This window comes from Nocardioides sp. YIM B13467 (genome assembly GCF_042788075.1).
In the GTDB taxonomy this organism is placed as follows: domain Bacteria; phylum Actinomycetota; class Actinomycetes; order Propionibacteriales; family Nocardioidaceae; genus Nocardioides.
The window spans coordinates 1,576,076-1,600,416 of the sequence record NZ_JBHZPJ010000046.1 but is presented as its reverse complement, the minus strand read 5'-3'; the positions used below and the strand labels follow the sequence as shown (position 1 = coordinate 1,600,416).

At 69.0% G+C, this 24,341-nt stretch carries 24 protein-coding genes; 5 read left to right on the top strand and 19 right to left on the bottom strand.

The features are described from left to right. Window positions 1-168: 168 nt before the first annotated feature. Window positions 169-1,395: a uroporphyrinogen-III C-methyltransferase gene (cobA, locus tag ACFX43_RS14825; protein WP_378825905.1), complete on the bottom strand. Its 1,227-nt coding sequence runs from the start codon at window positions 1,393-1,395 to the stop codon at window positions 169-171. Window positions 1,396-1,464: 69 nt separating this feature from the next. Here cobA and ACFX43_RS14820 point away from each other — a divergent pair, with 69 nt between their 5' ends. After that, complete coding sequence (locus ACFX43_RS14820; protein WP_378825892.1) at window positions 1,465-1,992, top strand: YbhB/YbcL family Raf kinase inhibitor-like protein; 528 nt, start codon at window positions 1,465-1,467, stop codon at window positions 1,990-1,992. A 58-nt stretch (window positions 1,993-2,050) separates the two neighbouring features. On the opposite strand, the gene ACFX43_RS14815 is transcribed toward ACFX43_RS14820, so the two are convergent. From ACFX43_RS14815 to ACFX43_RS14770, 10 genes are all read right to left on the bottom strand, one after another. Continuing rightward, on the bottom strand, window positions 2,051-2,713 hold the full coding sequence (locus ACFX43_RS14815; protein WP_378825885.1) for a response regulator transcription factor: 663 nt from the start codon (window positions 2,711-2,713) through the stop codon (window positions 2,051-2,053). Between the two features lie 116 nt (window positions 2,714-2,829). Beyond that, window positions 2,830-3,474 carry an FMN reductase gene (locus tag ACFX43_RS14810; RefSeq protein WP_378825878.1) on the bottom strand — a complete coding sequence of 215 codons (645 nt, stop codon included), beginning with the start codon at window positions 3,472-3,474 and terminating at the stop codon, window positions 2,830-2,832. Then, the gene (locus tag ACFX43_RS14805; protein ID WP_378840904.1) at window positions 3,471-4,646 is read right to left on the bottom strand and encodes an LLM class flavin-dependent oxidoreductase; all 1,176 of its coding nucleotides are present in this window, start codon (window positions 4,644-4,646) and stop codon (window positions 3,471-3,473) included. Before ACFX43_RS14805 ends, ACFX43_RS14810 begins: the two co-directional genes overlap by 4 nt. Before the next feature lie 276 nt (window positions 4,647-4,922). Beyond that, the gene (locus ACFX43_RS14800) at window positions 4,923-5,642 is read right to left on the bottom strand and encodes a TetR/AcrR family transcriptional regulator (RefSeq protein ID WP_378825864.1); all 720 of its coding nucleotides are present in this window, start codon (window positions 5,640-5,642) and stop codon (window positions 4,923-4,925) included. 66 nt (window positions 5,643-5,708) lie between these two features. Further along, window positions 5,709-6,692, bottom strand: a complete 984-nt coding sequence (gene hemB / locus ACFX43_RS14795; RefSeq protein WP_378825854.1) for a porphobilinogen synthase — start codon at window positions 6,690-6,692, stop codon at window positions 5,709-5,711. 96 nt (window positions 6,693-6,788) lie between these two features. Continuing rightward, window positions 6,789-8,474 carry a uroporphyrinogen-III synthase gene (locus ACFX43_RS14790; protein WP_378825839.1) on the bottom strand — a complete coding sequence of 562 codons (1,686 nt, stop codon included), beginning with the start codon at window positions 8,472-8,474 and terminating at the stop codon, window positions 6,789-6,791. Then, a complete protein-coding gene (gene hemC, locus ACFX43_RS14785) occupies window positions 8,471-9,484 on the bottom strand; it encodes a hydroxymethylbilane synthase (RefSeq protein ID WP_378825810.1) in 1,014 nt (337 codons plus the stop codon). Before hemC ends, ACFX43_RS14790 begins: the two co-directional genes overlap by 4 nt. Continuing rightward, a complete protein-coding gene (locus ACFX43_RS14780) occupies window positions 9,481-10,776 on the bottom strand; it encodes a glutamyl-tRNA reductase (protein ID WP_378825787.1) in 1,296 nt (431 codons plus the stop codon). Before ACFX43_RS14780 ends, hemC begins: the two co-directional genes overlap by 4 nt. Before the next feature lie 79 nt (window positions 10,777-10,855). Then, window positions 10,856-11,581 carry a redox-sensing transcriptional repressor Rex gene (locus ACFX43_RS14775; protein WP_378825778.1) on the bottom strand — a complete coding sequence of 242 codons (726 nt, stop codon included), beginning with the start codon at window positions 11,579-11,581 and terminating at the stop codon, window positions 10,856-10,858. Window positions 11,582-11,759: 178 nt separating this feature from the next. Beyond that, complete coding sequence (locus ACFX43_RS14770) at window positions 11,760-11,999, bottom strand: glutaredoxin family protein (RefSeq protein WP_378825769.1); 240 nt, start codon at window positions 11,997-11,999, stop codon at window positions 11,760-11,762. 57 nt (window positions 12,000-12,056) lie between these two features. On the opposite strand from ACFX43_RS14770, the gene ACFX43_RS14765 reads away from it, so the two are divergent. From ACFX43_RS14765 to ACFX43_RS14755, 3 genes are all read left to right on the top strand, one after another. Beyond that, window positions 12,057-12,956, top strand: coding sequence for an HAD family hydrolase (locus ACFX43_RS14765; protein WP_378825760.1), 900 nt, complete (start codon window positions 12,057-12,059; stop codon window positions 12,954-12,956). Window positions 12,957-13,114: 158 nt separating this feature from the next. After that, window positions 13,115-13,897: a sigma-70 family RNA polymerase sigma factor gene (locus ACFX43_RS14760; protein ID WP_378825754.1), complete on the top strand. Its 783-nt coding sequence runs from the start codon at window positions 13,115-13,117 to the stop codon at window positions 13,895-13,897. Between the two features lie 142 nt (window positions 13,898-14,039). Beyond that, window positions 14,040-15,233, top strand: coding sequence for a DUF5667 domain-containing protein (locus tag ACFX43_RS14755; RefSeq protein ID WP_378825747.1), 1,194 nt, complete (start codon window positions 14,040-14,042; stop codon window positions 15,231-15,233). A 99-nt stretch (window positions 15,234-15,332) separates the two neighbouring features. Here the strand turns inward: ACFX43_RS14755 and ACFX43_RS14750 are convergent, their stop codons facing one another. The 5 genes from ACFX43_RS14750 to ACFX43_RS14730 form a co-directional block, all read right to left on the bottom strand. Next, window positions 15,333-16,289 carry a lysophospholipid acyltransferase family protein gene (locus ACFX43_RS14750; RefSeq protein ID WP_378825742.1) on the bottom strand — a complete coding sequence of 319 codons (957 nt, stop codon included), beginning with the start codon at window positions 16,287-16,289 and terminating at the stop codon, window positions 15,333-15,335. Then, window positions 16,282-17,301, bottom strand: coding sequence for an NAD-dependent epimerase/dehydratase family protein (locus tag ACFX43_RS14745; protein WP_378825738.1), 1,020 nt, complete (start codon window positions 17,299-17,301; stop codon window positions 16,282-16,284). The genes ACFX43_RS14750 and ACFX43_RS14745 overlap by 8 nt, the downstream gene beginning before the upstream one ends. A gap of 14 nt (window positions 17,302-17,315) precedes the next feature. Then, window positions 17,316-17,417 carry a 30S ribosomal protein bS22 gene (locus ACFX43_RS14740; RefSeq protein WP_008356322.1) on the bottom strand — a complete coding sequence of 34 codons (102 nt, stop codon included), beginning with the start codon at window positions 17,415-17,417 and terminating at the stop codon, window positions 17,316-17,318. A gap of 185 nt (window positions 17,418-17,602) precedes the next feature. Then, entirely contained in the window at window positions 17,603-17,806 is a 204-nt protein-coding gene (locus tag ACFX43_RS14735) for a helix-turn-helix domain-containing protein (protein WP_008356311.1), read from the bottom strand. A gap of 209 nt (window positions 17,807-18,015) precedes the next feature. Further along, on the bottom strand, window positions 18,016-19,221 hold the full coding sequence (locus tag ACFX43_RS14730) for an acetoin utilization protein AcuC (RefSeq protein ID WP_378825682.1): 1,206 nt from the start codon (window positions 19,219-19,221) through the stop codon (window positions 18,016-18,018). Between the two features lie 184 nt (window positions 19,222-19,405). On the opposite strand from ACFX43_RS14730, the gene trpS reads away from it, so the two are divergent. After that, window positions 19,406-20,383: a tryptophan--tRNA ligase gene (gene trpS / locus ACFX43_RS14725; protein WP_378825673.1), complete on the top strand. Its 978-nt coding sequence runs from the start codon at window positions 19,406-19,408 to the stop codon at window positions 20,381-20,383. Window positions 20,384-20,480: 97 nt separating this feature from the next. On the opposite strand, the gene ACFX43_RS14720 is transcribed toward trpS, so the two are convergent. The 3 genes from ACFX43_RS14720 to ACFX43_RS14710 all read right to left on the bottom strand — a co-directional run bounded on the left by ACFX43_RS14720 (window position 20,481) and on the right by ACFX43_RS14710 (window position 24,243). Then, the gene (locus tag ACFX43_RS14720) at window positions 20,481-21,929 is read right to left on the bottom strand and encodes an MFS transporter (RefSeq protein ID WP_378825662.1); all 1,449 of its coding nucleotides are present in this window, start codon (window positions 21,927-21,929) and stop codon (window positions 20,481-20,483) included. Window positions 21,930-22,025: 96 nt separating this feature from the next. Beyond that, window positions 22,026-23,267, bottom strand: coding sequence for a hypothetical protein (locus tag ACFX43_RS14715; RefSeq protein ID WP_378825651.1), 1,242 nt, complete (start codon window positions 23,265-23,267; stop codon window positions 22,026-22,028). 103 nt (window positions 23,268-23,370) lie between these two features. Further along, a complete protein-coding gene (locus tag ACFX43_RS14710) occupies window positions 23,371-24,243 on the bottom strand; it encodes a DUF1524 domain-containing protein (protein WP_378825642.1) in 873 nt (290 codons plus the stop codon). Window positions 24,244-24,341: the final 98 nt, after the last annotated feature.

Here is a 24,341-nt window from a genome sequence, read left to right as displayed (position 1 = left end):
CGACCTCGTCATGGAGCTCGACCTCCATGATCATGATCGCACTCGCGCGATGATCGCACAAGTGCGATCATCGCGCACCCCTCGACCGCCATGAATGCACAGAACGTCCATGACGCGACAGTAGGACGCAACTCATGGCAACGAGTCGACGCCGCGCCGACCAGAGGTCTAGAACGCGTCCGGGTGGGCGACGCGGACGACCTCGCCGACGACGATGATCGCCGGGGGCTGGACGTTCTCGTCGGCCAGGGTCTTCTCGAGGGTCTCGAGGGTCGCCAGGACCGTACGCTCCGTGGGCATCGTGCCGTCGCAGATGACCGCGACGGGGGTGCCGGGCTCGCGGCCGCCATCGAGAAGCGCGGTCGCGATCGCGGGGGCGTTCTGGACGGCCATCAGGAGGACCAGGGTGCCGCCCAGGCCGGCGACGGCGGACCAGTTGGTCAGCGAGGTGGGGTCGCCCGGCGGGACGTGGCCGGAGATGACGGTGAACTCGTGCGCGACGCCACGGTGGGTCACGGGGATCCCGGCGACGCCGGGGACCGTCACCGGCGAGGTCAGGCCGGGGATGACGTGGACCGGGACGCCGGCCTCACGGCAGGCGAGCACCTCCTCGAAGCCACGGCCGAAGATGAAGTTGTCGCCGCCCTTGAAGCGCGCGACCGCCTTCCCCTCCAGGGCAGCCTCGACGATGATCCGGTTGATCTCCTCCTGCTGGGCCGAGCGGCCGCGGGGGAGCTTGGCGACGTCGACGAGCTCGACGTCAGCGGGCAGCTCGGAGAGCAGCTCTCGCGGCGCGAGCCGGTCGGCGACGACGATGTCGGCCTCCATGAGGGCCTTGCGGCCGGCGACCGAGATCAGCCCGGGGTCGCCCGGGCCGCCACCGATCAGGGTCACTCCGGGCACTCGCTGACGCTCGTGCGGAGCGATCAGGTCACCGGAGCGCAGCCCGTCGAGGATCCGGTCGCGTACGCCCGCCGAGCGCCGCGGGTCACGGTTGGCCAGCACGGCGATGGTCAGGTCGCCGTCCTGTCCGGTCGCCGGGGTCCAGGCGGTGGCCTGCGTGCCGTCGTCGGAGCGTACGCAGAAGATCCGTCGCTCCTCGGCGGCGGCCGAGATCTCCTCGTTGACGTCGGCGTTCTGGGTCGCCGCGATGACGTACCAGGCGCCGTCGAGCACATCGGCCGAGAAACGGGCCTGGTGCCAGGTGATCTCGCCCGAGCCGAGCAGCCCCTCCAGGGCAGGGGTCAGCGATGGCGAGACGACCTCGACCCGCGCGCCCGCTGCGATCAGCGCCGGCACGCGCCGTTGCGCCACCCGGCCACCACCCACGACGACCACCCTCCGCCCCTCCAGGATGAGACCGGCGGGATAGGGAACGGCATGCTCAGAACTCATGGGTACATCCTCGCCCAACACCGGGGCGCGGCCTGACAACGGGTCGATTCGCGGACTACGTTGGTGGCCATGGCACTCGATCGTCCGGTGAAGCCGGATCCCTACTCGCTCATGCCCGCCCTGCCCTCCTTCACGCTGACCAGCGAGGACGTGACCGACGGCCAGCCGCTGAAGCAGGACCAGGTCTACGACGGCGGCAACACCTCCCCGCAGCTCAGCTGGAGCGGCGCGCCGGAGGGGACGAAGTCGTATGTCATCACCTGCTTCGACCCCGACGCGCCCACCCCCAGCGGCTTCTGGCACTGGGTCCTGGTCGACGTCCCCGCCGACGTGACCGAGCTTCCCGCCGGCGCCGGGGCCGGCACCGCCGAGCTCCCGGGCAAGGCGTTCCACGTCGCGACCGACTTCGGCACGAAGGACTTCGGCGGCGCCGCTCCCCCGGCCGGTGACCAGGTCCACCGCTACTACTTCGTCGTCCACGCGGTCGGCGAGGAGACGCTGGGCGTCGACGACGGGGTCACCCCGGCCGTCGTCTCCTTCAACCTGGCCTTCAAGGCACTGGCCCGCGCCGTCGTGGTGGGCACCTACCAGCACTGAGTTCCGACGTGGGAGTCCTGAGGTCGCCGGGTGACCTCAGGACTCCCACGTCAGCACGTCAGCCGGATGCCAGGTGGGTCAGCAGCGTCGGCGTACGCCGGTGCTCGACATCGCGGGAAAGCCCGAACGCGAGGAACATCTCGCTCAGGCACCGCTCGAACTGCCGCCTGCCGTTGAAGAGCCTGCTGATGATCGCGCGGTCGGGGAACCCGGCCTGGATCAGGCCCAGCACCTCGCTCTGGCGCATCGACAGCCTCGCCATCGCATCGGGATCGGCGTCGGGCGAGGCCTCGACCATCCGGGCGATGACCTCCGGGTCGACGACGACCTCACCCGACGCCACCCGGCCGACGACGTCGAGGAAGTGCGGGACGGTGCGTACGCGGGACTTGCGCAGGTAGCCGAGACCGCCGGTGCCGGTGCTGGCGAAGACAGCGGCCGCGTACGCCGTGTCGACCGAGTCGGCGAGCACGACGATGCCCATCTCCGGCACCTTCTCGTGCAGCCGGAGAGTGGCGCTGATGCCCTCGTCGTCCGGGCCCAGTCGGGCGTCGGTCACGACCAACGTGGGCAGCGTGTCGGTCGCGGCCTGGACGAGTGCCTCGGCATCACTTGCGTCGGCGACCACCTGGTAGCCACCACGCGCGAGCAGGGCCGTGAGTCCAGCACGAAGAAGAGGCGACTCGTCGGCAACGACGACGCTCGGCTCATAGCTGGACACAACGGCTCCGCTCGGTGCTGGGGGTAGCGGTCGAGACGCATTCTGTCGCACTTCCTCGCAAACCCCCGGTATCTCGCGCCCGTGTTCACATCGGCAGCCGAATGAACCCCGCCGGGTCAGAACTCCGGCGGCCCCTCGGAGGCCCGCTTGAGCAGCGTCTCGAAGGACGTCGGGTTGGCGAACTCGTCCTCCACCAGGGTCCGATGCGGCACCGGGGAGGGCGTGCCGCCACCCACGGCCAGCAGGGCAGCCAGCTCCGCGGCGGCACGATCGACCCGCTTGGGGAGCTCCGGGCCACCGGCGAAGTCCTCGGTGGCGGCGAAGACCCCGGTCGGGACGACCACCGCGTGCAGGTAGGTGAAGAGCGGCCGCAGCGCGTGCTCGAGCACCAGCGAGTGCCGGGCGGTGCCGGCGGTCGCGGCGATCAGGACCGGCTTCGCGTCCAGGACGCCCTGCTCGAGTACGTCGAAGAACGTCTTGAACAGACCCGAGTAGGACGCGGAGAAGACCGGCGTGACCGCGATGACGGCGTCGGCACGGCGCACCTGGTCGATGGCCGCTTGGAGCGCCGGCTTGGCGAAGCCGGTGAGCAGATTGTCGGTCAGCTCATGGGCCAGGCCGCGCAGCTCGACGTGCTCGACCTCGACCTCCGCGCCCCGGGCCTGTACGGCCCGGGTCGTGGCGTCGCCGAGCATGTCGGCGAGCAGCTTGGTCGAGGACGGGACCGACAGCCCCGCGGAGACGACGACGATCCGGGTCACAGCTCCCCCTCGAGCACCTTGGCGACCTCCGGGTCGGTCAGGTCGCGGTCGGACGAGCCGGTGGCGGAGTCGCCTTCGGCGTAGACGGTCGAGTCCTTCGCACCGCCGGCCTTCTCCACCAGGGAGGCGTGGGTCGGGGCGTCCGGGACGCCGGGCTTGCGCAGCTTCGCGAACTCAGCGCGCAGGGTCGGCAGGATCTCGCCGTAGAGGTCGAGCTGCTCCAGCACCGTCTTCAGCGGCAGCCCGGCGTGGTCGAGCAGGAAGAGCTGACGCTGGTAGTCACCGACGTACTCGTGGAAGGAGAGCGTCCGCTCGATGACCTGCTGCGGCGAGCCGACGGTCAGCGGGGTGGCCTCGGTGAAGTCCTCCAGCGACGGACCGTGGCCGTAGACCGGGGCGTTGTCGAAGTAGGGCCGGAACTCGTTGATCGCGTCCTGGGAGTTGTGCCGCATGAAGAACTGCCCGCCCAGCCCGACGATGGCCTGGTCGGCGGTGCCGTGGCCGTAGTGCTCGAAGCGCTGCCGGTAGAGCTGCACCATCTGCTTGGTGTGCGAGGCCGGCCAGAAGATGTGGTTGTGGAAGAAGCCGTCGCCATAGTACGCAGCCTGCTCGGCGATCTCGGGCGAGCGGATCGAACCGTGCCAGACGAACGGCGCGACGCCGTCCAGCGGCCGCGGCGTCGAGGTGTAGCCCTGCAGCGGCGTACGGAACCGGCCGGACCAGTCGACGACGTCCTCGCTCCACAGCCGGCGCAGCAGGGCGTAGTTCTCGATGGCCAGGTTGATGCCCTGACGGATGTCCTTGCCGAACCAGGGGTAGACCGGGCCGGTGTTGCCGCGGCCCATCATCAGGTCGACGCGGCCGTCGGTGAGGTGCTGGATCTTGGCGTAGTCCTCCGCGATCAGCACCGGGTCGGTGGTGGTGATCAGCGTGGTCGCGGTGCTCAGGATGATGTTCTCGGTCTTGGCACCGATGTAGGCCAGCGTGGCCGTCGGGTTGGATGCGATGAACGGCGGGTTGTGGTGCTCACCGGTCGCGAAGACGTCCAGGCCCACCTCCTCGGCGTGCTTGGCGATCTCGACGGTCGCCTTGATGCGCTCGTGCTCCGTCGGGGTCCTACCGGTCGTCGGGTCCATCGTGACGTCACCGACGGTGAAGATGCCGAACTGCATACCCATGGTTCCCTGCCCCTTTCGTGGACTCTTCCACGATAGTTGAAATCCGAACTACTCGGCAAACAGTTGCTGCATCAACGTTATTCCAGGAAACCCCTTGGCGTACGCAGGCCCCGCTGTGCCAACGTACGTCAGGTGNGTCTGCCGCCGCTGTAACACGTCGTTCGTAGGACTATCTGGTCGTTCTGATAGGGCGAGTAGTCCTACGAACGACGTGTTACAGCGGCGCGGGCACAGCTGTGTTGGTCTCGACACGCCTTCGCCTAGCGGGCGTCACGCGGCGGGCTCGTCGTCCTCGTACTCGGTGACGAAGGCGCGCCCGAGCTCGCGGACCGCATCCAGGGAGGATGCGTCGGCGAGCAGGGAGCTGAGGTGGTAGTCGGCGACCGACTCGGCCAGGGCGTCAGGGCTCGCCGGGGCCTTCTCGTCGTCGCGCCGGCCGTGCCAGAGCCGATGCTGGGCGCCTTCGTTGAGCGAGAGCAGCATCAGCGCGGTGGCGGCGGGGTCGGTCTGACGCAGCTCACCGCTGTCGACGCCCAGCTCGAGGAGCTGGGCGGCCGCGTCTCGCAGCTTGTCGCCGTCCTCCTCGAAGCCCGCGAAGACCTGCGGCTGCGCCAGGGCGGCCACCTCCAGCTCATAGAAGTCGAGCGGAGCGGTGCACAGCTGGCGGACGTCGGTGTAGAGGAAGGCGTAGAGCCGCGGAGCAGCCGGACCGTCCTCCTCGAGAAGCTTCTCCGCGAGCGTGAGCGACTCGCGGTTCTTCTCCATCAAGGCGGAGAGGATCTCCTCCTTGGACTTGTAGTAGTAGTACATCGAGGACTGGCGCAGTCCCACGCACTCGGCGATCTGGCTGATCGTCGTCGCCGCGACCCCTTGAGCGGTGAAGAGGCGGGATGCCTCTTTGAGAATCTCTTCCCGCGGGTTCGCCGAATTCCGTCCACTGTTGCGCGGCCGACCGGTGCGCTTGGGGCTGGCCAACTCTCGATTGGTCACGGGCTGCAGTCTACTCTCAGGATATGTTCCACGTCACAGAGCTGAGCGGCTGATCGAGCGAGAACGTCAGCCTCGCAGCCAGCCAGCTGCTTCGGTGGCCCAGTAGGTCAGAATGACGTCCGCGCCCGCCCTCTTGAAGGCGGTGAGTGTCTCCAGGATCGCCGGTTCGCGGTCGATCCAGCCGTTCGCGGCGGCGGCTTCCAACATCGAGTACTCCCCTGAGATGTTGTAGGCAGCCACCGGAACATCGACAGACTCACGCACTCGCTGCAGGACGTCGAGATACGGGAGCCCGGGCTTGACCATCACGATATCGGCACCCTCAGCGACGTCAAGGAGCGCCTCGCGGACGCCCTCCAGCGCGTTGGCCGGATCCTGCTGGTAGGTGCGCCGGTCGCCCTTGAGTGCGGAGTCGACGGCCTCCCGGAACGGGCCGTAGAAGGCCGAGGCGTACTTCGCGGAGTAGGCGAGGATCGAGACGTCGGTGTGGCCCGCGCCGTCGAGAGCATCGCGGGTCACCGCGACCTGGCCGTCCATCATCCCGGACGGGCCGACCATGTGGACGCCGGCCTCGGCGTGGGCGATCGCCATCTGGGCGTAGATCTCGAGGGTGGCGTCGTTGTCGACCGAACCGTCCTCGGCGAGCACGCCGCAGTGACCGTGGTCGGTGAACTCGTCCAGGCACAGGTCACTCATCACTGTGAGCGCGTCGCCGACCTCGGAGACGACGTCGGCGATGGCGACGTTGAGGATGCCGTCGGGGTCGAGCGCGCCCGAGCCCACGGCGTCCTTGGTCTCCGGGACACCGAAGAGCATGATGCCGCCGATACCGGCGGACGCAGCCTCGGCCGCGGCCTTTCGCAGCGACTCCCGGCTGTGCTGGACCACGCCGGGCATCGTCGAGACCGGGACGGGCTCAGCGATCCCTTCGCGCACGAACGCGGGCAGGACCAGGTTGGCGGGACGTACGGCCGTCTCCGCGACCATCCGGCGCATGATCGGCGTGCGGCGCAGCCGGCGGGGACGGATCACGGGCTTCTCGATGCTCATCTGCACTCCAACGCAAAAGGGGTACGTTCCACGTTAATGCAACAGCCGCGTGCACCCACACTCGGGAGCACGCGGCAGCTGCGGTCGAAACTCGGTTCAGGAGGTGCGCGAACGGCGGCGCGAGGCGGGGCGCCGGTCGGACGGCTTGGTGACCGGCAGACCCTGCTCGACCAGCGAGGCACGACGCGCGGCACCGAAGGCGGCGAGCGCCTCGGTGAGCGCCTCGATCGACGGCTCGGGCGACATCACGTCGACCCGCAGGCCGTGCTCCTCGGCGGTCTTGGCGGTGGCCGGACCGATCGCCGCGATCACCGTGGAGGTGTGCGGCTTGCCCGCGATGCCGACCAGGTTGCGGACCGTGGACGAGGAGGTGAAGACCACCGCGTCGAACTTGCCCGTCTTGATCGCGTCGCGGGTCGGCGCGGGCGGCGGGGCCGCCCGGACGGTGCGGTAGGCGGTCACGTCGTCGCACTCCCAGCCGAGGTCGACCAGGCCGGCGATGAGGTTCTCGGTAGCGATGTCGGCGCGCGGGAGGAAGACCCGGTTGATCGGGTCGAGGTCCTCGTCGTACTCCGGCCACACCTCGAGCAGGCCGGCGGCCGACTGGTTGTCGGTGTTCGGCACCAGGTCGGGGCGCAGGCCCCAGGCCTCGAGCGCCTGCCCGGTCTTCTCGCCGACTGCGGCGATCTTCAGACCGGAGAAGGCGCGGCAGTCCAGACCGTACTCGTCGAACTTCTCGCGTACGGCGCGCACCGCGTTGATCGAGGTGAAGGCGATCCAGTTGTAACGGCCCTCGACCAGGCCGCGTACGGCCTTGTCCATCTGCTGCGGGTTGCGCGGCGGCTCGACGGAGATCGTCGGCACCTCCTCGGGCACGGCACCGAAGCCCTTCAGCTTCAGCGACAGCGCAGGCGCCTGCTCCTTGGTGCGGGGCACCAGCACGCGCCAGCCGAACAACGGCTTCGTCTCGAACCACGAGAGCGTCTCACGCAAGTTGACCACCTTGCCGATCACCACGATCGCCGGCGGCGCCATCCGTGCGGCACGAGCGTCGACGGCGATGTTCTCCAAGGTCGACTCTACCGTCGACTGCTCGGTCGTGGTGCCGACGCGGGTGATCGCGACCGGGGTCTTGGCCGAGCGGCCCGCCGCGATGAGCTCCTTGGCGATGTCGCCGATCATGCCGACACCGGAGAGGAGAACCAGGGTGCGGTTGTCGGCGTACTGGCTCCAGTCGATCTTCTCGTTGCAGGTGACGACCGCGACCTCTTGGTGGTCCTTGGTCGTCAGCGGGATGCCGGCGTAAGCCGGAACGGCCGACACCGACGAGACGCCGGGGACGATCTCGAAGCCGATGCCCGCCTTGGCGCAGGACTGCGCCTCCTCGGGGCCGGAGGCGTAGAGGAAGGGGTCGCCGGTCATCAGGCGCACGACGCGCTTGCCCAGCTTCGCCTGCTTGACGACGGCCTTGGCACGGGCGGCGTTGGCCAGGGGCTGGCCGTCGACGCCGAACCCGCCGTCGATGAACTCGGGTCCGACCGGTTCCGGGGTCTCGTCACCTTCGGCCGGCTCGACCGGCTCGGGGATGCCGAGAACGCCACGCACCAGTGATGCGTGCTCGGGGGCCTCGGTCACGACAACATCGGCCTGCTTCAACAGGTCGATCGCCCGTACCGTCAGCAGCTCAGGGTCACCAGGACCGCTGCCGACGAAGGACACCCAGCCCAGTGGGGTGGCCGAGCTGTGCTCGGCCGTCTGCTCGGTGGTCTTTGCTCGGGTCATGCGTTGTGCACCTTGTCCTGCTCGGGAGCGGTCTGGGGGGAACCGCCCGTGTCCATGACAGCCTGGCCGGGGTCAGTGGTGGGGTCGTCGGTCAGGTCTGCTGCACCCTCGGCGAGCATCTCCTCGGCGAGCCGGCGCCCGACGCCTGCGGCGTCGTCGAGCGGCCCGGATGCGGAGAGTCGGATCGAGAGCGAGCCATCGAGTGAGAGCGCGACTGCCCGCACCCACAGCTCTGGTCCTTCCTCACCCTCAACCACGTCGGCGAGGGTCCCGATGGGCGCGGCGCAGCCACCTTCGAGGGTGGCGAGCACCGCGCGTTCCGCCTCGACAGCCGCTCGGGTGGGCGAGTCGTCGAGGGAAGCCAGAATCTTGCGTACGTCGGCATCGGCGTCGCCTGCGCGGCACTCGACCGCCAGGGCCCCCTGACCAGGAGCGGGCAGCACCTGGATCGGGTCGAGGACCTCGGTGACCTCGTCGAGCCGGTCGATGCGGGCCAGGCCGGCACGCGCGAGCACGACCGCGTCGAACTCGCCCGAGCGGACCTTGCCGATGCGGGTGTCCACGTTGCCGCGGATGCCGGCCAGCTCCAGGCCGAGGCCGAGGGCCTTGATCTGGGCGACGCGCCGCGGCGAGCCGGTGCCTACCCTCGAGCCCTGCGGGAGCTCGCCGAGCGTCAGGCCGTCGCGGGCGACGATCACGTCGCGCGGGTCCTCGCGCGGCAGGATCGCGACCAGCTCGATGCCTTCCTCGGGGTAGGTCGGCAGGTCCTTGAGGGAGTGGACCGCGAGGTCGATCTCCTTGGCGTGGAGCGCGTCGCGCAGCGCGCTGACGAAGACGCCCGTCGAGTTCGCGCTGGTCAGCGGGGTGTTCGCCGCCTGGGAGCGATCGCCGTCGGAGACGATCTCGACCAGCTCGACGATGTGGCCCTGGGCGCGGAGCATCTCCGCGACGAGGGTCGACTGGGTGACGGCGAGCTGGGAACGGCGGGTGCCGAGACGAAGAGTTCTCATGAGGGGTCTCCTGGGACGTCGGCCCGGGTCACCGCGGAGACGGCCTCGGGGTCGAGCGCGAAGAGCTCGGCCAGTGCAGCGGCGTAGGACACCGCGCCGGTCTCGTTGGCGAGCTCCTTGACCCGGACGGTCGGCTCGTGGAGCAGCTTGTCGGCCACACGGCGTACGGCGTGCAGCACCTCCGCGCGGGTGGCCTCGTCGAGGCCGGGCAGCTTGTTGTCGAGACGCTCCATCTCGGCAGCGACGACACCGGTGGCCATGCTCCGCAGCGCGACCACCGTCGGGGTCACCGCGGACTGGCGACGAGCGCTCAGGAACGCCGCGACCTCCTGGGTGACGATGTCCCGGACCGCGAGCACCTCCTTGCCGGCGGGCGAGGCGTGCAGTTCGTCGGCGAGGGCGGCCAGGTCGATCAGGGTGACCCCCGGGAGCGACCCCGCGGCGGGGTCGATGTCGTGGGGCAGGGCCAGGTCGATCAGCGCGATCGGGCGACTGCTGCGGTCACCGACCATGTCCGCCGGGACGAGCAGCCCGCTGGCGCCCGCGCAGGTGATCACGATGTCGGCAGCCGCGACCTCGTCGGCCAGCGTGTCGAGCGAGGCGGAACGCGCGGAGTACTCCTTGGCGAGGCGCTCGGCGTTGGCCGTGGTGCGGTTGACCACGACGACATCGGCGGCACCCGACCGGGAGACGGTCGCGGTGGCCAGCCCGGCCATCGCACCGGCGCCGACGACGGCGACCCGCTTGCCACGTACGTCACCCACGGCTCGCGCGGCGCGGTCCAGCGACGCGGTCACCAGCGACGGAGCGGCCTGGTCGATGTCGGTCTCCGCGCGCGAGCGCTTGCCGACCCGCAGCGCCTGCTGGAACAGGCTGTTGAGCGCCGGTCCGACCGTGCCCATCTCCTGGCCGAGCTGAAGAGCCGCGCGGGCCTGCCCGAGGATCTGGCCCTCGCCGACGGCCATCGAGTCGAGCCCGGCGGCCACCTTGAACAGGTGGGAGACGGCACCGTCGTCGTAGTGGACGTAGAGGTGCGGCAGCATCGTCTCGAGCGTCTGACCGGCGCCCTCGATGATGCGGCGGGAGAGCTCCTCGACGGAGCCGTGGAAGCGCTCGACCTCGGTGTAGATCTCGAGACGGTTGCAGGTCGCGATGACCGCTGCCTCGCTGACATGTTCACAACCAGCCACGTCGGTGAGGAGCTTCTGCAGGCCGTCTGCGTCCACCGACGCCGCCTCGAGCAACGAGACCGGCGCAGAGTTATGTGAGATGCCGACAACAAGGACACTCATGCCGGCACCTCCGTAGAGGAGAAGCAAGGATACGGAGCCGCCGGCATGTTGAGTCCGTGATTCGCTCGCTGACGCTCGCTCATGCCGTGACCCCTTCCTCGGTATCATTGTCCACCGTCTCGTCAGCTTCTGCAGCCTTGCGCGACTCGTGATACGCCAGGATCTGCAGCTCGATCGAGAGATCGACCTTGCGTACGTCGACACCCGGCGGCACGTTCAGGACGGCGGGCGCGAAGTTGAGGATGCTGCTGATGCCGGCCGCGACCATCGCGTCGGCGACGTCCTGGGCAGCGGTCGCCGGCACCGAGATGACTCCGATCGAGACCTGCTCGGCCGCGACGATCTCGGCCAGGTCGGCGAACGGCCGGACCTCGAGCCCGGCAACGGTCCGGCCCTGCATCGGCGCGGCCGCGTCCAGGAGCGCGACGGTGCGGAAGCCGCGGCTGCTGAAGCCGGAGAAGTTGGCGAGCGCCTGGCCCAGGTTTCCGATACCGACGATGATGACCGGCCAGTCGTGGGTGACGCCGATCTCGCGGGCGATCTGGTAGCTCAGGTAGTCGACGTCGTAGCCGACCCCACGGGTGCCGTAGGAGCCCAGGTAGGAGAGGTCCTTGCGCAGCTTGGCGGAGTTGACCCCGGCAGCCGTCGCGAGCTCCTCGGAGGAGCAGGACGCGATGTTGCGCTCGGCGAGCGAGGTCAGCGCCCGGAGATAGACCGGAAGCCGGGCGACAGTCGCCTCGGGGATATCCCGGTGGGGGTCCTGGGCACCGCTGCCCTCGCCCGTATTCGTACTCCGTGCCGTCACGCTCTGCTCTTTCAATGCCGGCGCCACAGACGGGGGCTTTTTAGCCCGGGATCGCCCTGCGGCTCAGCCACCATACGGAGTTTGTGACCGCGAGAACAAACTCGCAGAGCGTCGGCTAGCACACGTGTTTGCGGAGTTGTCAGAGGGGGGTTGTTCGGGGTAATGGGCCGATCGACAGTTATTCTGGGGAGCGCGCGAGCGCTGCCCTCAGCCGCTCCTCGGAGACACGCCAGAAGTCGTGCTGCTTCCCGTCGACGTACGTCACGGGCACCTCGTTCGTGAATCGCTCGCGCAGTTCCTCGTCGGCGTCGATGTCGACCTCGGTGTAGTCGCCCCCGACCACCTTCTCGAGGACCAGCCGAGCCTCGTCGCACAGATGGCAGCCCTGACGGGTGTAAAAGGTCACACGCGGTTCCATCCGACCATCTTGACACCTGGGTCCCCTCACGGCGCCCGGACCACTACTGTTGGCGCAATGAGCAGCGCCAGCGACCGCCGCCGTGCCGAGCTGCGGCGAAAAGACCTGAAACGCCGCTCGGCTCTCGCCGGCGAGGCATCGGCCGCGGCCGCGGAGATCGAGGCCTGGCTCTATCCGACGGCCGGGGACCCGACGGCAGCGGCCTTCTTCGACGTGGACAACACGATCATGCAGGGCGCGACGATCTTCCATCTGGCCCGCGGCCTGCACCGGCGCAAGTTCTTCCGTACGCGGGACATCGCCTCGGCCGCGTACAAGCAGGCTTATTTCCGGGTGGCCGGGGTGGAAGACCCGGCCCACATGGAGTCGGCGCGCTCGTCGGCGCTGTCGTTCATCCGCGGCCATCGCGCCGAGGAGGTCGAGAGCCTGATGGAGGAGATCTTCGACGAGGGCATGGCCCACCGGATCTGGCCCGGCACCAGAGCCCTGGCGCAGACGCATATCGACCAGGGACAGCGGGTGTGGCTGGTGACCGCGGCTCCCGTCGAGGCCGCGCGGGTCATCGCTCGGCGGCTCGGGCTCACCGGCGCGCTCGGGACGGTGGCGGCCACCGAGGACGGCGTCTACACCGGCGATCTGGTCGGCGAGATGCTCCACGGGCCGGCCAAGGCAGAGGCGGTCAAGGCGATCGCCGCCCGGGAGGGCCTCGACCTCTCTCGCTGTGCCGCCTACTCGGACTCCTACAACGACCTGCCGATGCTCTCGCTGGTCGGGCATCCGTGCGCGATCAATCCGGACGCGCGCCTACGCGCCCACGCGCGCGTGAAGGGCTGGCCGATCCGTGACTACCGCACCGGGCGCAAGGCCGCCCGGGCCGGCGTGGTGACCGCAGCGCTGGGCGGGGCGGCCACAGGGGCGATCGCGGTGGCGATCGCGCTTCGCGGACGGCGGGACTGATCGCGCCGTTGGCGACCTGTATGCAGTGCCGGGTATTCGCCGCGCTGTCAGGAAATTGCCAACACACGCCGAGGCAACTTCGGCTCGGGACCTGACATCGGGATGCCCTAACCCGTAAGGTTGGGCTCGCTCAGGGGGAGTCTTCGGGAGGGACCCACATGTCGCGCCGCGCCAATGACGTCCATCGTCGCTTGGATGCGCTGCGCGCTGCGGTCGAGCTCTTGATGAACGAGGGCTACGAACCCGCCTACGCCGGCGTTGCCGGTGCGTCCGGTCCGCTCGCCGAGCCCGAGCGTCGCGGCACGGGTGGCACCCACGAGTCCAAGCCCCGCTCCGACAACGAGCCGGACGACGATGCCGAGCTCGCCACCTCCTCGGAGGAGAGCGAGGCCGACCGCACCCGGCTGATCGCGCTCGTCGAGCTCGCCCGCAAGGGTGACAAGGAGGCGTTCGGCCTCCTCTACGACCACTACCACGGCGCGGTCTACCGGTTCCTCTTCTACCGGACCCGCTCCACCCAGGTCGCCGAGGACCTGACCTCGGAGACGTTCTTCCGCGCGCTCCGCTCGATGACCGGCTTCCGCTGGCAGGGCAAGGACTTCGGCGCCTGGCTGATGACCATCGCCCGCAACCTGGCCACGGACCACTTCAAGGCGGGACGTACGCGCCTGGAGATGACCACCGAGGACATGGGTCAGCACGACTCCTCCTCGGACGGGCCGGAGAAGATCGTGATGGCCGGGATCACCAACGAGATGCTGCTCGGGGCTCTCTCCAAGCTGCCCGACGAACAGCGCGACTGCATCATCATGCGTTTCCTGCAAGGGCTGTCAATCGCAGAGACAGCCGCTATCCTCGGGCGCAGCGACGGAGCCGTGAAACAGCTCCAGCTGCGCGGGATCCGCAATCTCGCCAAGCAGATGCCTGACGGGATCCGCTGATGACTGTGTTCCGCACCACCTTGAATGCTCGACCGGTTGCCGTAACCCGCGGCCGGGGCGACTCGTTGTCCGACATGGCAGCACCTTGTGCGCAGCTGTTTCGACGAATCCCTGACAGCCGATACCGAGTAGGAACCCCCCGATGAGCCCGGCATTCCCGGCGCGAAAGCGTGCCGACGAGTTCGACCGAATGGTCGCGGCTGCTGCCGCGACGGATCGGCGTGCCTCGCAGTCTGCCGACGAGCTTCGTGATCTGGCCGTCTTCGCTTCGTCGCTCTCCACTCTCAGCGACTCCGCCGTCCCCAGTCGCGACTTCTCCGTCTCCCTTCGCGAGCGCCTCATGGAGGCCGCCGACACCGAGCTCGTGCCCGCGCCGCGCACCGAGAGGACGGTCGAGCGCAAGCTCACCGTCGGTCCCGTACGCCGGCCGCGCCGGCAGCGCAAGCTGGCCGTCGCCTTCGCCGCGATGGCGATCGTCGGCGGCACCGCGGGTGCCGCGGCCGCGTCCCAGACCGCTCTGCCCGGTGACTCGCTCTACCCGGTCAAGCGTGCCGTGGAGAACGTCTCCGCCGGCTTCACCGTCAGCACCCAGGCCCGTGGCATCCGGATCCTCGAGGACGCCGGCACCCGCCTGCGCGAGGCCAAGTCGCTGGTCGCCGACGCGCCGATGACCGACGCCGAGCGGGTCACCTCGACGCTCGAGACCTTCTCGCGTCAGGCCGCGCACGGCTCCGACCTGCTGATCAGCGACTTCGAGCAGTCCCAGGACAACGACTCGCTCGCCCAGCTGCGTACGTTCGCGGCCGATGGCGTCGAGGAGCTGGCCGAGCTGAGCCCGAAGGTGCCCGAGCGGGCAGAGCCGGCCGTCTCCGACGCCGCGCAGACCCTCGTGCTGATCGACCAGGCCGCCGCTCAGCTCTGCCCCACCTGCGAGGGTGGCATCACCGAGCTTCCCGCGACGCTGGTCTCCAGCCTCACCTCCGACATCGACGGGCTGCTTCCGGCTGACACCGTCGTCGAGGCCGAGGCGCTGCCGCCGCTCACCCAGGACGACAACGCCCTCGACCTGCCTTCCATCGACCCCGACAAGATCGGTCCCGGCTCGGTGACCGACCCCAAGGGCGAGAAGGACGACCCGGAGAAGCCCTCCGAGGAACCGGAGGAGGACGGCAGCATCCTGCCGACCCCCTCCACCCCCTCCGACGGCGATCCCTCCGAGGACCCGGACACCACCGACCCCGGCACCGTGACGGACCCCGTCACCGGTCTGGTCACCGGTGTCACCGGCCTGGTCGGCGACGTGCTCGCCGGCGCCACCGGCCTCCTCACCCCGTAACCCAAGCCGAAGCGTCACTGGCGCTGGTCGAGTTGGCACAGGCGTGCCGTCTCGGCCGGCGCAGTTGACTTCTCGGCCGGCGGGGGTGACCTCTCGGGATCAGCCGAAGACGGAGGCGCGCTCGCCCAGCAGACGGTAGAGAGTCTGCTGGATCGTCTCGCGCACCTGGTCGGTGACGTTGAACACCAGCATCGGGTCGTCGGCCTCCGAGGCGTCGTACGCATCGGTGCGGATCGGCTCGCCGAACTCGATCAGCCACTTCGACGGGAGCGGGATGAGACCCAGCGGCCCGAGCAGCGGGAAGAACGGCGTGATCGGCAGATAGGGCACGCCGATGACCTTGGCCAGGGCCGGGATGTTGCCGACCAGCGGGTAGATCTCCTCGGCGCCGACCACCGAGAGCGGCACGATCGGGACGCCGGTGCGCAGGGCGGAGGAGACGAAGCCGCCACGGCCGAAGCGCTGGAGCTTGTAGCGCTCGCTGTAGGGCTTGCCGATGCCCTTGAAGCCCTCGGGCCATACGCCGACCAGCTCGCCGTTGCGCAGCATCCGCTCGGCATCCTCGCTGCAGGCCAGCGTCGCGCCCGCCTTGCGGGCGATGTTGCCGACGATCGGCATCCGGAAGACCAGGTCCGCCCCGAGCGGGCGCAGGTTGCGACCGAGCTCATCGTGGATCGAGACCATCGTCATCAGGCCGTCCATCGGGATGGTCCCGGAGTGGTTGGAGACGATCAGGGCGCCGCCGTCGGTCGGAATGTTCTCGATGCCGCGCACCTCGACCCGGAACCACTTCTCCTTGATCGGCCGCAGCACGGCCAGCATGAAGCGTTGGGTGAGCTCGCGGTCGAAGCCGTATTCGTCGACGGAGTATTCGCCGGAGATCCGGCGCCGCAGGAACACGATGAACCGGGCGAGCTGCTCCTCCCACTCGGTGCCGAAGACCTCTTTGGCGGCGCTCTCCAGAGCCGCGGCCCAGTCGGCCGCCGGGATCGCCCGCAGCGGATGGCGCTCGCGCGCCGTGGTGCCGGTGAAACCCTGGGCGGGGGACTCAGTCACCGGGCGCTCCCGTCAGTCGGCTCTCCAAGGCGGCCAGCGCACGGTCGGCGCGGTTCGCGGACGGCATCACGCTGTCCGCAAAGTCTACGACCGTGTCCGCGGTGGTGTATCGAGGTTCGAAGCCCAGCATTGAGCGCATCCGGGTGGTGTCGACGCCGCGACCGTAGGTCAGCAGCGCCCTCAGCTCCGCGGGATACTCGCCGCCGCCGAACCTCGCCAGGCCGAACAGCGGCTCGGGGATCGGCACGGTGACCCGCTGCAGCCGGCGCGCGACCTGCGAATGGGTCAGCACGCCGTCGCCGGCGACGTTGAACGTCCCGGGGACCCCGGTGCGTACGGCATGTTCGAGGACGCCGTAGAGGTCCTGCTCGTGGAGGAACTGCAGGCGCGGGTCGAAGCCGAGCACGTTGGGCACGACGGCGCGCCGGAAGTGGGACGCGATGGGGCTGACCACGTGCGGCCCGAGGACGTTGGCACAGCGCAGCACCGTGACGGCGATGTCCGGGCGACGACGGGCGAAGCCGCGTACGTAGGACTCGATATCGGCCGCGTCGCGGGCATAGCCGGAGGACGGGGTGCGCCGCGGCTCCATCGACTCGGTGAACATCGCCGGGTCGCGGCTGCTCGCCCCGTAGACCTGGGTCGTCGACTTCACCACGACCTGACGCAGGGACGGCGCGGTCTGGCAGGCCGCGAGGAGCTGCATCGTCCCGATGACGTTGAGCTCCTTCATCGTCGAACGACCCCCGGTGGTGCCGGGGGTCGCGATGACGCTGAGGTGGACGACGGTGTCGACCTCCTCCTTGGCGATCACCTTGGCGATCACCGGGTTGCGGATGTCGGCTCGGACGAATCCGACCTTGCCGATGTCACCGCGAGGCGGTGCGACATCGACGCCGATCACCCGCTCGACGTTCGGGTGGCGGGCGGCAGCGCGCGCAAAACGGCGACCGAGGTCACGCGAGACCCCGGTGACCAGGAGGACCCGACCGGGTCCGGTGCGTTCCGCCACCTACGCCACGAACGTCACTTGCCGAGCTTGCGGCGCTGGACGCGAGTCTTCTTGAGCAGCTTGCGGTGCTTCTTCTTCGCCATGCGCTTGCGACGCTTCTTGATGACAGAACCCACGGGGAACCCTTCACGATCGTTGCAGAGAATGCCGGCCCGGTGCCGACGCGGCCACTCACCGCAGCGCGCGGCAAACAGACCTAGGGGGTAAGACTAACGAAGCCAGGGCACCCAGAGAGAATCGGTGACCCGATGGGACCGGTGTTGCCCCCGCGCCCATCGTGCCCGGGCGCGGGGTCCGACAACTAGCCCGCGTTGTAGAACGAGCTCTTGAGGTATTCGTTCGCGTCGTCCTCCCGAACCCGGAAGGAACGACCGACACGCACCGCAGGCAGCTCGCCCGAATGAACCAACCGGTAGACCGTCATCTTGGATACGCGCATCATCGACGCAACCTCGGCAACGGTCAGGAACTTGCTGTCAGAGATGTCTCCAGAAGGAGTAACCATCTGCTTCCACCGTTCTCTCTCGAGTGATCGCGACGCCGGCGGCTTCCCCACCGCCGGTCCAAAACGCGATCCCAAAGTGAGAATAGGGCCTGATGTGACTGATGGGGAAGGGGACACCCCTGAGAATCTCACATACCACCGGCGTGTCGAGTTGCAATTGGGCGCGACGAACTGCGGTTTCTAGACCGTCCCGAAACTATCTGACTGGGCTACGGCATCGGGTCGAGCCCGTGCAGCGGGAACACCGCTGTGCGAGTCGCGTGGACCTGCCGGTCCAGCCACGTGCCGGGGTCATATCCGCTCCCCCAGTCGCGGTAGGCCGGTTCACGCCCGTCCGTCATGCGCAACGGTGCGACCCTCCCGAGGCGCGTCTGCACGTGCTCACGCCAGCCACCTGGCACGTCGAGCGTCGGCTCCAAGGGATTCCCCGACACTAGCGCAAGAAGGTGCGTCCATGCGCGTGGCACGACGTCTACGACCGCATAACCGCCGCCGCCGAACGCCACCCACTTGCCCGCGCACACCTCGTGGGCGAGCTCGTGGAGCGCGACGTACGCCGCCCGCTGGCCGTCCACGCTGAGCGCCAGGTCGGCGAGGGGGTCGTCGGTGTGCGAGTCGCAGCCCTGCTGGGTCACCAGGATCTCCGGCTGGAACTCCCGGATCAGGGCGGGCACGACGGCATGGAAGGCGCGCAGCCAGCCGTGGTCGGCGGTGCCGGGCGGCAGCGCGACGTTGACCGCGCTCCCCTCGGCCTCGGGTCCGCCGACCTCCTCGGCGAAGCCCGTGCCGGGGAAGAGCAGCTGGCCGGTCTCGTGGAGGGAGATCGTCAGGACTCGCGGGTCGTTCCAGAAGGCCCGCTCGACGCCGTCGCCGTGGTGCACGTCCACGTCGACGTAGGCGACCTTCTTCACGCCCTGGTCGAGGAGCCACTGGATGCCGGCGGCGACGTCGTTGTAGATGCAGAACCCGGCGGCCCGTCCGCGCATCGCGTGGTGGAGGCCGCCCATGATGTTGGCGCTGTGCAGACTCTCGCCGGAGTAGACCTGGCGGCAGGCCTCGATGCTCGCGCCGACGATGTGGGCGCTGGCGTCGTGGATGTGCGCGAAGACCGGGTCGTCCTCGGTGCCGAGGCCGTGGGCGAGGTCCGACTCGCCACTCCGGCCGGCCTTGATGACCGCCTCGATGTAGCTCTCGTCGTGGATGGTGAGCAGCTGCTCCGGAGTGCCCATCGGCGCCTCGACGACCTTCAGATGGTCGAGTACGCCGAGCTCGCCGGCCAGGCGCATCGTCAGGTCCACCCGGATCGGCGCCATCGGGTGAGTCGGGCCGAAGTCGTAGTCGGCCAGACTCTCGTCGAAGACGACCGTCGAGTGCCCCTGGCACGAGGTCGGCCACGTGGTCGGCGGAGTCGTCATGAGCCACACGGTATCTGTGACGTGTGAGACACTGGAGAGGTGTTCAGCATTCGTTCCACCCAGTGGTGGTCCGCCTCCTAGGCGGTCCACCCGATTGTTGAGCACTCACATCAGGCCGCCCACGGGCGGCCTTTCTCGTTGATCGTCGCTGACCCGTGGGCCTCACCACCCCGAAAGGTCCACCATGACCAGGCGACTCTCCCTCATCACACCCTCCGGCCGACTCACCATCGGCAACCTGCTCGGCGCGCTGCGGCCGATGCGATGTATCGAGCCTGTCGAGATGGCGGCCACGGCCGACTCGGACGCCTTCTACGGGCTCTCCGACCTGCACGCACTGACGCTGCCGCACGAACCGTCGGTGCTGCGTACGCGGACGGAGGAGATGGCTCTCCTCCTGATGGCGTCCGGGCTCGAACCGGCCACATTGTTCATCCAGTCCCACGTCCCCGCGCATCGGTCGCTCAGCTATCTGCTCGAGTGCGTCGCGCACACCGGTGAGCTGGGCCGGATGATCCAGTTCAAGGAGAAGTCGCGCCGCGTCGGGGCGTCGGTGCGCGCCTCGCTGTTCACCTATCCGGTGCTGATGGCGGCCGACATCCTGCTCTACGGGGCGACCGAGGTGCCCGTCGGTGACGACCAGCGCCAGCACGTCGAGCTCGCCCGGGACATCGCGATCCGGTTCAACACGACGTACGGCCGGGTCTTCTCCGTCCCCCAGGCGGTGCATCCAGAGGCCGGGGCCCGGATCATGGATCTGGCCGAGCCGACCCGCAAGATGTCGAAGTCGGCCGGCGACGCGCACCCGGGCTCGATCTTCCTGCTCGACGATGCCGATGTCGTACGTCGCAAGGTGGCCCGTGCGGTCACCGACTCCGTCGGGGACGTCTCCCGCGACGAGGAGCGGCCGGGCGTCACCAACCTGATCGACATCCTCGAGGCCTGCGGCGGATCGGCCGCCGGGCTGTCGAACTACGGCGGCCTGAAGGCCGCGGTCACCGACGCGGTCGTCGCCGAGCTCGAACCGATCCAGAAGCGCTACCGCGAGCTCGCCGCCGACCGGGCGTACGTGACGGAGGTGTACGCCGCCGGAGCCGAGAGGTGCCGAGAGGCGACCGCGCCGGTCCTGGCCGCGGCGGAGGCAGCGATCGGCCTGGCTTGAGCGTCCGACGCGTGTAACACGTCGTTCGTCGGACTTTTCGCCCTTCCTGATAGGGCGATAAGTCCGACGAACAGCGTGTTACATGGGGCTGGCCCGCTCAGATCCGCACGTCGGCCAGCTCACCCACCCGCGCACCCTGCGGCCGCAGGTAGACCGCGAAGGTCACCAGGGCGCAGATGGCGTAGAAGATGGTGAAGGCGACGAACGCCGACTTGGTGGCGTCGAGGGGGTTGTCGACCCAGGGGCTGTTGAAGGCGATCGGGATGAGGAAGCCGCCGACAGCGCCGACGGCGCCGATGATGCCGACCGCGGCGGAGGACTTCTTGGTCGCGCCGGCCAGCGCGGTCTCGCGCTCGGCGGTCCCCGGCGTGGTGGCCATCTCTGCCTCACGACGGAAGATCGACGGGATCATCTTGTACGTCGAACCGTTGCCGATGCCGGTCGAGGCGAAGACCAGCATGAAGAAGCCCAGGAAGACCGGGAACCAGGACTGGTTCTCGAACGCGATCGCGGGGGTCGCGTCCGGGTTCGGGGTGAGCTGCATCAGGGTCCACAGCACCCCGAGGGTGAAGACGACCAACCCGATGAACGCGCCGAGCGTGACCTTCGCGCCGCCCCAGCGGTCGGCCAGCCAACCACCCAACGGTCGGGTCGCGGAACCGATCAGGGCGCCGAGGAAGGCGAAGTAGGCGAAGTAGATGCCGGTGCCGAGCGGCGCCGGCTCGGGCACCCAGAAGTTGAGCTTGATCAGCAGCGGCATCGCGGCGGAGTAGCCGATGAAGGAACCGAAGGTGCCGATGTAGAGGAACGACATGATCCAGGTCTGCTTCGACTTCACGACCGAGAGCTGTTCCTTCGTGGAGGACTTGGCGTCAGTGATGTTGTCCATGAAGAAGAAGGCCGCGAGGATCGCGATGACGGCCAGCGCCGCGTAGACGAACGCGGCCCGCTCGAGGTGGATGCCGTCGGAGGCCTTGATCAGCCCGAAGATGCCGGCACCACCGACGATGACCGGCAGCAGGAACTGGATGAGCGCGACGCCGAGGTTGCCGCCGGCGGCGTTGAGGCCGAGCGCGGCGCCCTTCTTCGCGGAGGGGTAGAAGAAGTTGATGTTCGCCATCGAGGAGGCGAAGTTTCCGCCGCCGAGACCGGCGGTGGCGGCGATGACGCAGAAGACCCAGTAGGGGGTGGAGGGCTGGGTGACGGCGTACGCGAAGCCGAGGGTCGGCACGAGCAGCAGCGCGGCCGACATCATCGTCCAGTTGCGGCCGCCGAACTTCGGCACCGCGAGGGTGTAGGGCACCCGCAGCAGCGAGCCGACCAGGTTCGGGATCGCGATCAGGAAGAACAGCTGGCTCGGGGTGAACTCGAAGCCCTGTGCGACCAGGAAGGCCGAGGAGACCGACCAGATCAGCCAGACCGAGAAGCCGAGGTGCTCGGCGAAGATCGACCAGATCAGGTTGCGGCGGGCGGTCTTGGCCCCGGTTTCCTCCCAGAAGGTGGCGTCCTCCGGACGCCAGTCGTCGATCCAGTAACGGCGGCTCATGGTGGGCTCCTCAGGTGCGGGCAGTCGGCGAGATGCCACTCACCATCGCCAGCCCACGTTTCAACCGGCGCCAANGGCGCCGAGTCAACAGAGGTGTCAGCCACGCCGCAACATGCGGACGTACGTCGCCACACCGGCGCCTGCGGCCGCGAGGAGCAGCAGAGTGACGAGAGCGATGCGTCCGGCGCTGCCGTCGTCGTAGCTCTCCATGCCGGCGGTCACGACGGTCGGGACCGAAGCCGGCGGGTTGGCTGCCTTCGGCGGGTTGTTGACGACCGTCTTCGTGGTCGGGCTGTTCGGGCCACAGCTGCTGGTGCCGATGGTCAGGTGTGCCAGGCTGCCGCCGACGAACGCCTCGGCTGCCGGGAGCACCTTCGCGTCGAGCGCGGTCACCGTGATCGCGCCCGGGGAGGTGTTCTGGGCGTTGAGGGTGATGTCGAGAACGTTGTCCTCCAGTGGCGCGAGCTGCTCCTCGAGCGAGGTCAGGAGCGTGGCGAGCACCTGCTTCTGGATCGCGTCGGTGACCTGGGTGAGGTCGCTGAGCGCACCGTCGAGGCCCTGGGTGAGCTGGGTGCGGAGACCGGCCATGATCGCGTCGACGACGCCGGACAGGTCGGTTACGACCTTCTGGTTCACGGCGGGTTCGACCGGCAGGTCGACGAGGGTGACCCGGTCGCCACCGGGCATGACGACGTAGGCGGACGAGTCGGCGATGGTGCTGTCCCCGGTCGCGGTGTCGTCGTCGGCAGTGCAGCTGCTCTGCACGGCGCCGAGATCCACGTAGAGGCCGGCGCCGTCCAACCCTTCTACGAGCGGGGCCAGGAGCTGTGCGAGCGCGCTGGTGATCTGGTCCTGCACCGGCTTGCCGAGCTCCTGGAGCTGACTGTCGGCTCCCTGGAACAGGTCGGACTGGATCACCTCCAGGTTGCTGAAGTCGAGGCTGGCGGCGTCAAGCGTGATGTTGTCGCCGCCGCTGAGGCAGTCGCCGGACCCGGCCGCGACCAGGGTCGCGCCGTCACCGGCGACGCCGGAGCAGGCTGCCGAGGTGGCGTTGCTCTTGGCCACCGCGTCCTGGGCCAATGTGCCCACATGGATGGCGTCCTGGCCCCCGAGCGCGGTGATGAGCGGCTCGTTGGTGCCTTCGGCCGACTCGGTCGAGCCGTCGTTGGTGACGGCATAGGTGCCTGAGTCGGTGGCCCCGGTGCCGGCGAGCTCGAGGCTGAGCGCGGTTGCGGACGCCTGCGACACCGTGGCGGCGCTCGCAGGTGCGGCTGACAAGGCAACCATGGCGGCTGCGGCCGCCACCGCGGCTCCCCGCGCGATGAGTGTTGTGCGCACGTGAATATCCCTCCCTTTGACGTTCGTCACACTCAACGGAGGAGGAGCCTCGTACGTTACGGGCTGGGGTATCGCTTCTGACCTGCGGAATCCGGGTGTCGCGTCAGCTGTCGCAGACCGTGCCGTCCTTGTCGCCGTCGCGGTACCACGCGTACTCGGCGTCGCGGCCCTTCCGGTAGGGCCCGTACCCCTTCGCGGTAGCCTTCGCGCAGGTGTCGAAACGGGGGTCGTCACCCGAGCCGCCTGCGGGAGCGGCGCTCTGCTCCGGGTCGCCCGGGGCCGGTTCGCTCTGGGCCTGTCCGGCCAGCCGTACGGTGATCTCGGGGTTGTCGCAGCCGGCGGCGATGTCCTCGATCGCGGCTTTCTCCGCACGGTCCACGAAGAGGCTCCAGCGGATCTTCACGGCGACCCAGTCGGCGACGTACGTGCAGTGGTAGCTCGTGGCGTCGGGCATCCAGTCGGCCGGGTCCTGGTCGCCCTTGCTGCGGTTGGTCGCGGCGGTGACGGCGATGAGGGCGCGCGGGTCACCGAGGTCGTTCGCGTACGCCTCCCGCTGCTCGTCCGTCCACGCGTTGGCGCCGGACTCCCAGCCCTCCTTGAGCGCGACCATGTGGTCGATGTCGAGGCCGCCGGGGCGCTTGACGGTGACCCCGTCGTACGTGGAGAGCCATACGCCCCTGGTGACATCGCACCTGCCGCGCGCCTTCTTCTTCGACTCCTCGAGGAGCACCTCGGTGCGGGCGTCCTGGCAGTCGCCGTCGGCGTCGACCCAGTGGTTGAACTTATCGCGCTCGTAGCCGGAGGTGACCTCCTTGGCGACAGGGAGCTTCGCGATGGCCTCGGTCAGCGGAAGGCTGACCTCCTCGCCGCTGTCGGCGCCGTATCCGGCTTGGACGGCGGTGTCCGGCTGGGAGACCTCGGCGCAGCCGGAGCAGAGGAGTACGAAGGCGAGCAGGGTCGCCAGCGGGCGCAGCATGGGGTGACTCCAGAGAGATGGGGGAAGAGCTCTGGGGAGCATCGGGGGCGGCCCAACTTTGTCGGATCCCANGTTCATGGTGGTGCTCCCTTTGGATC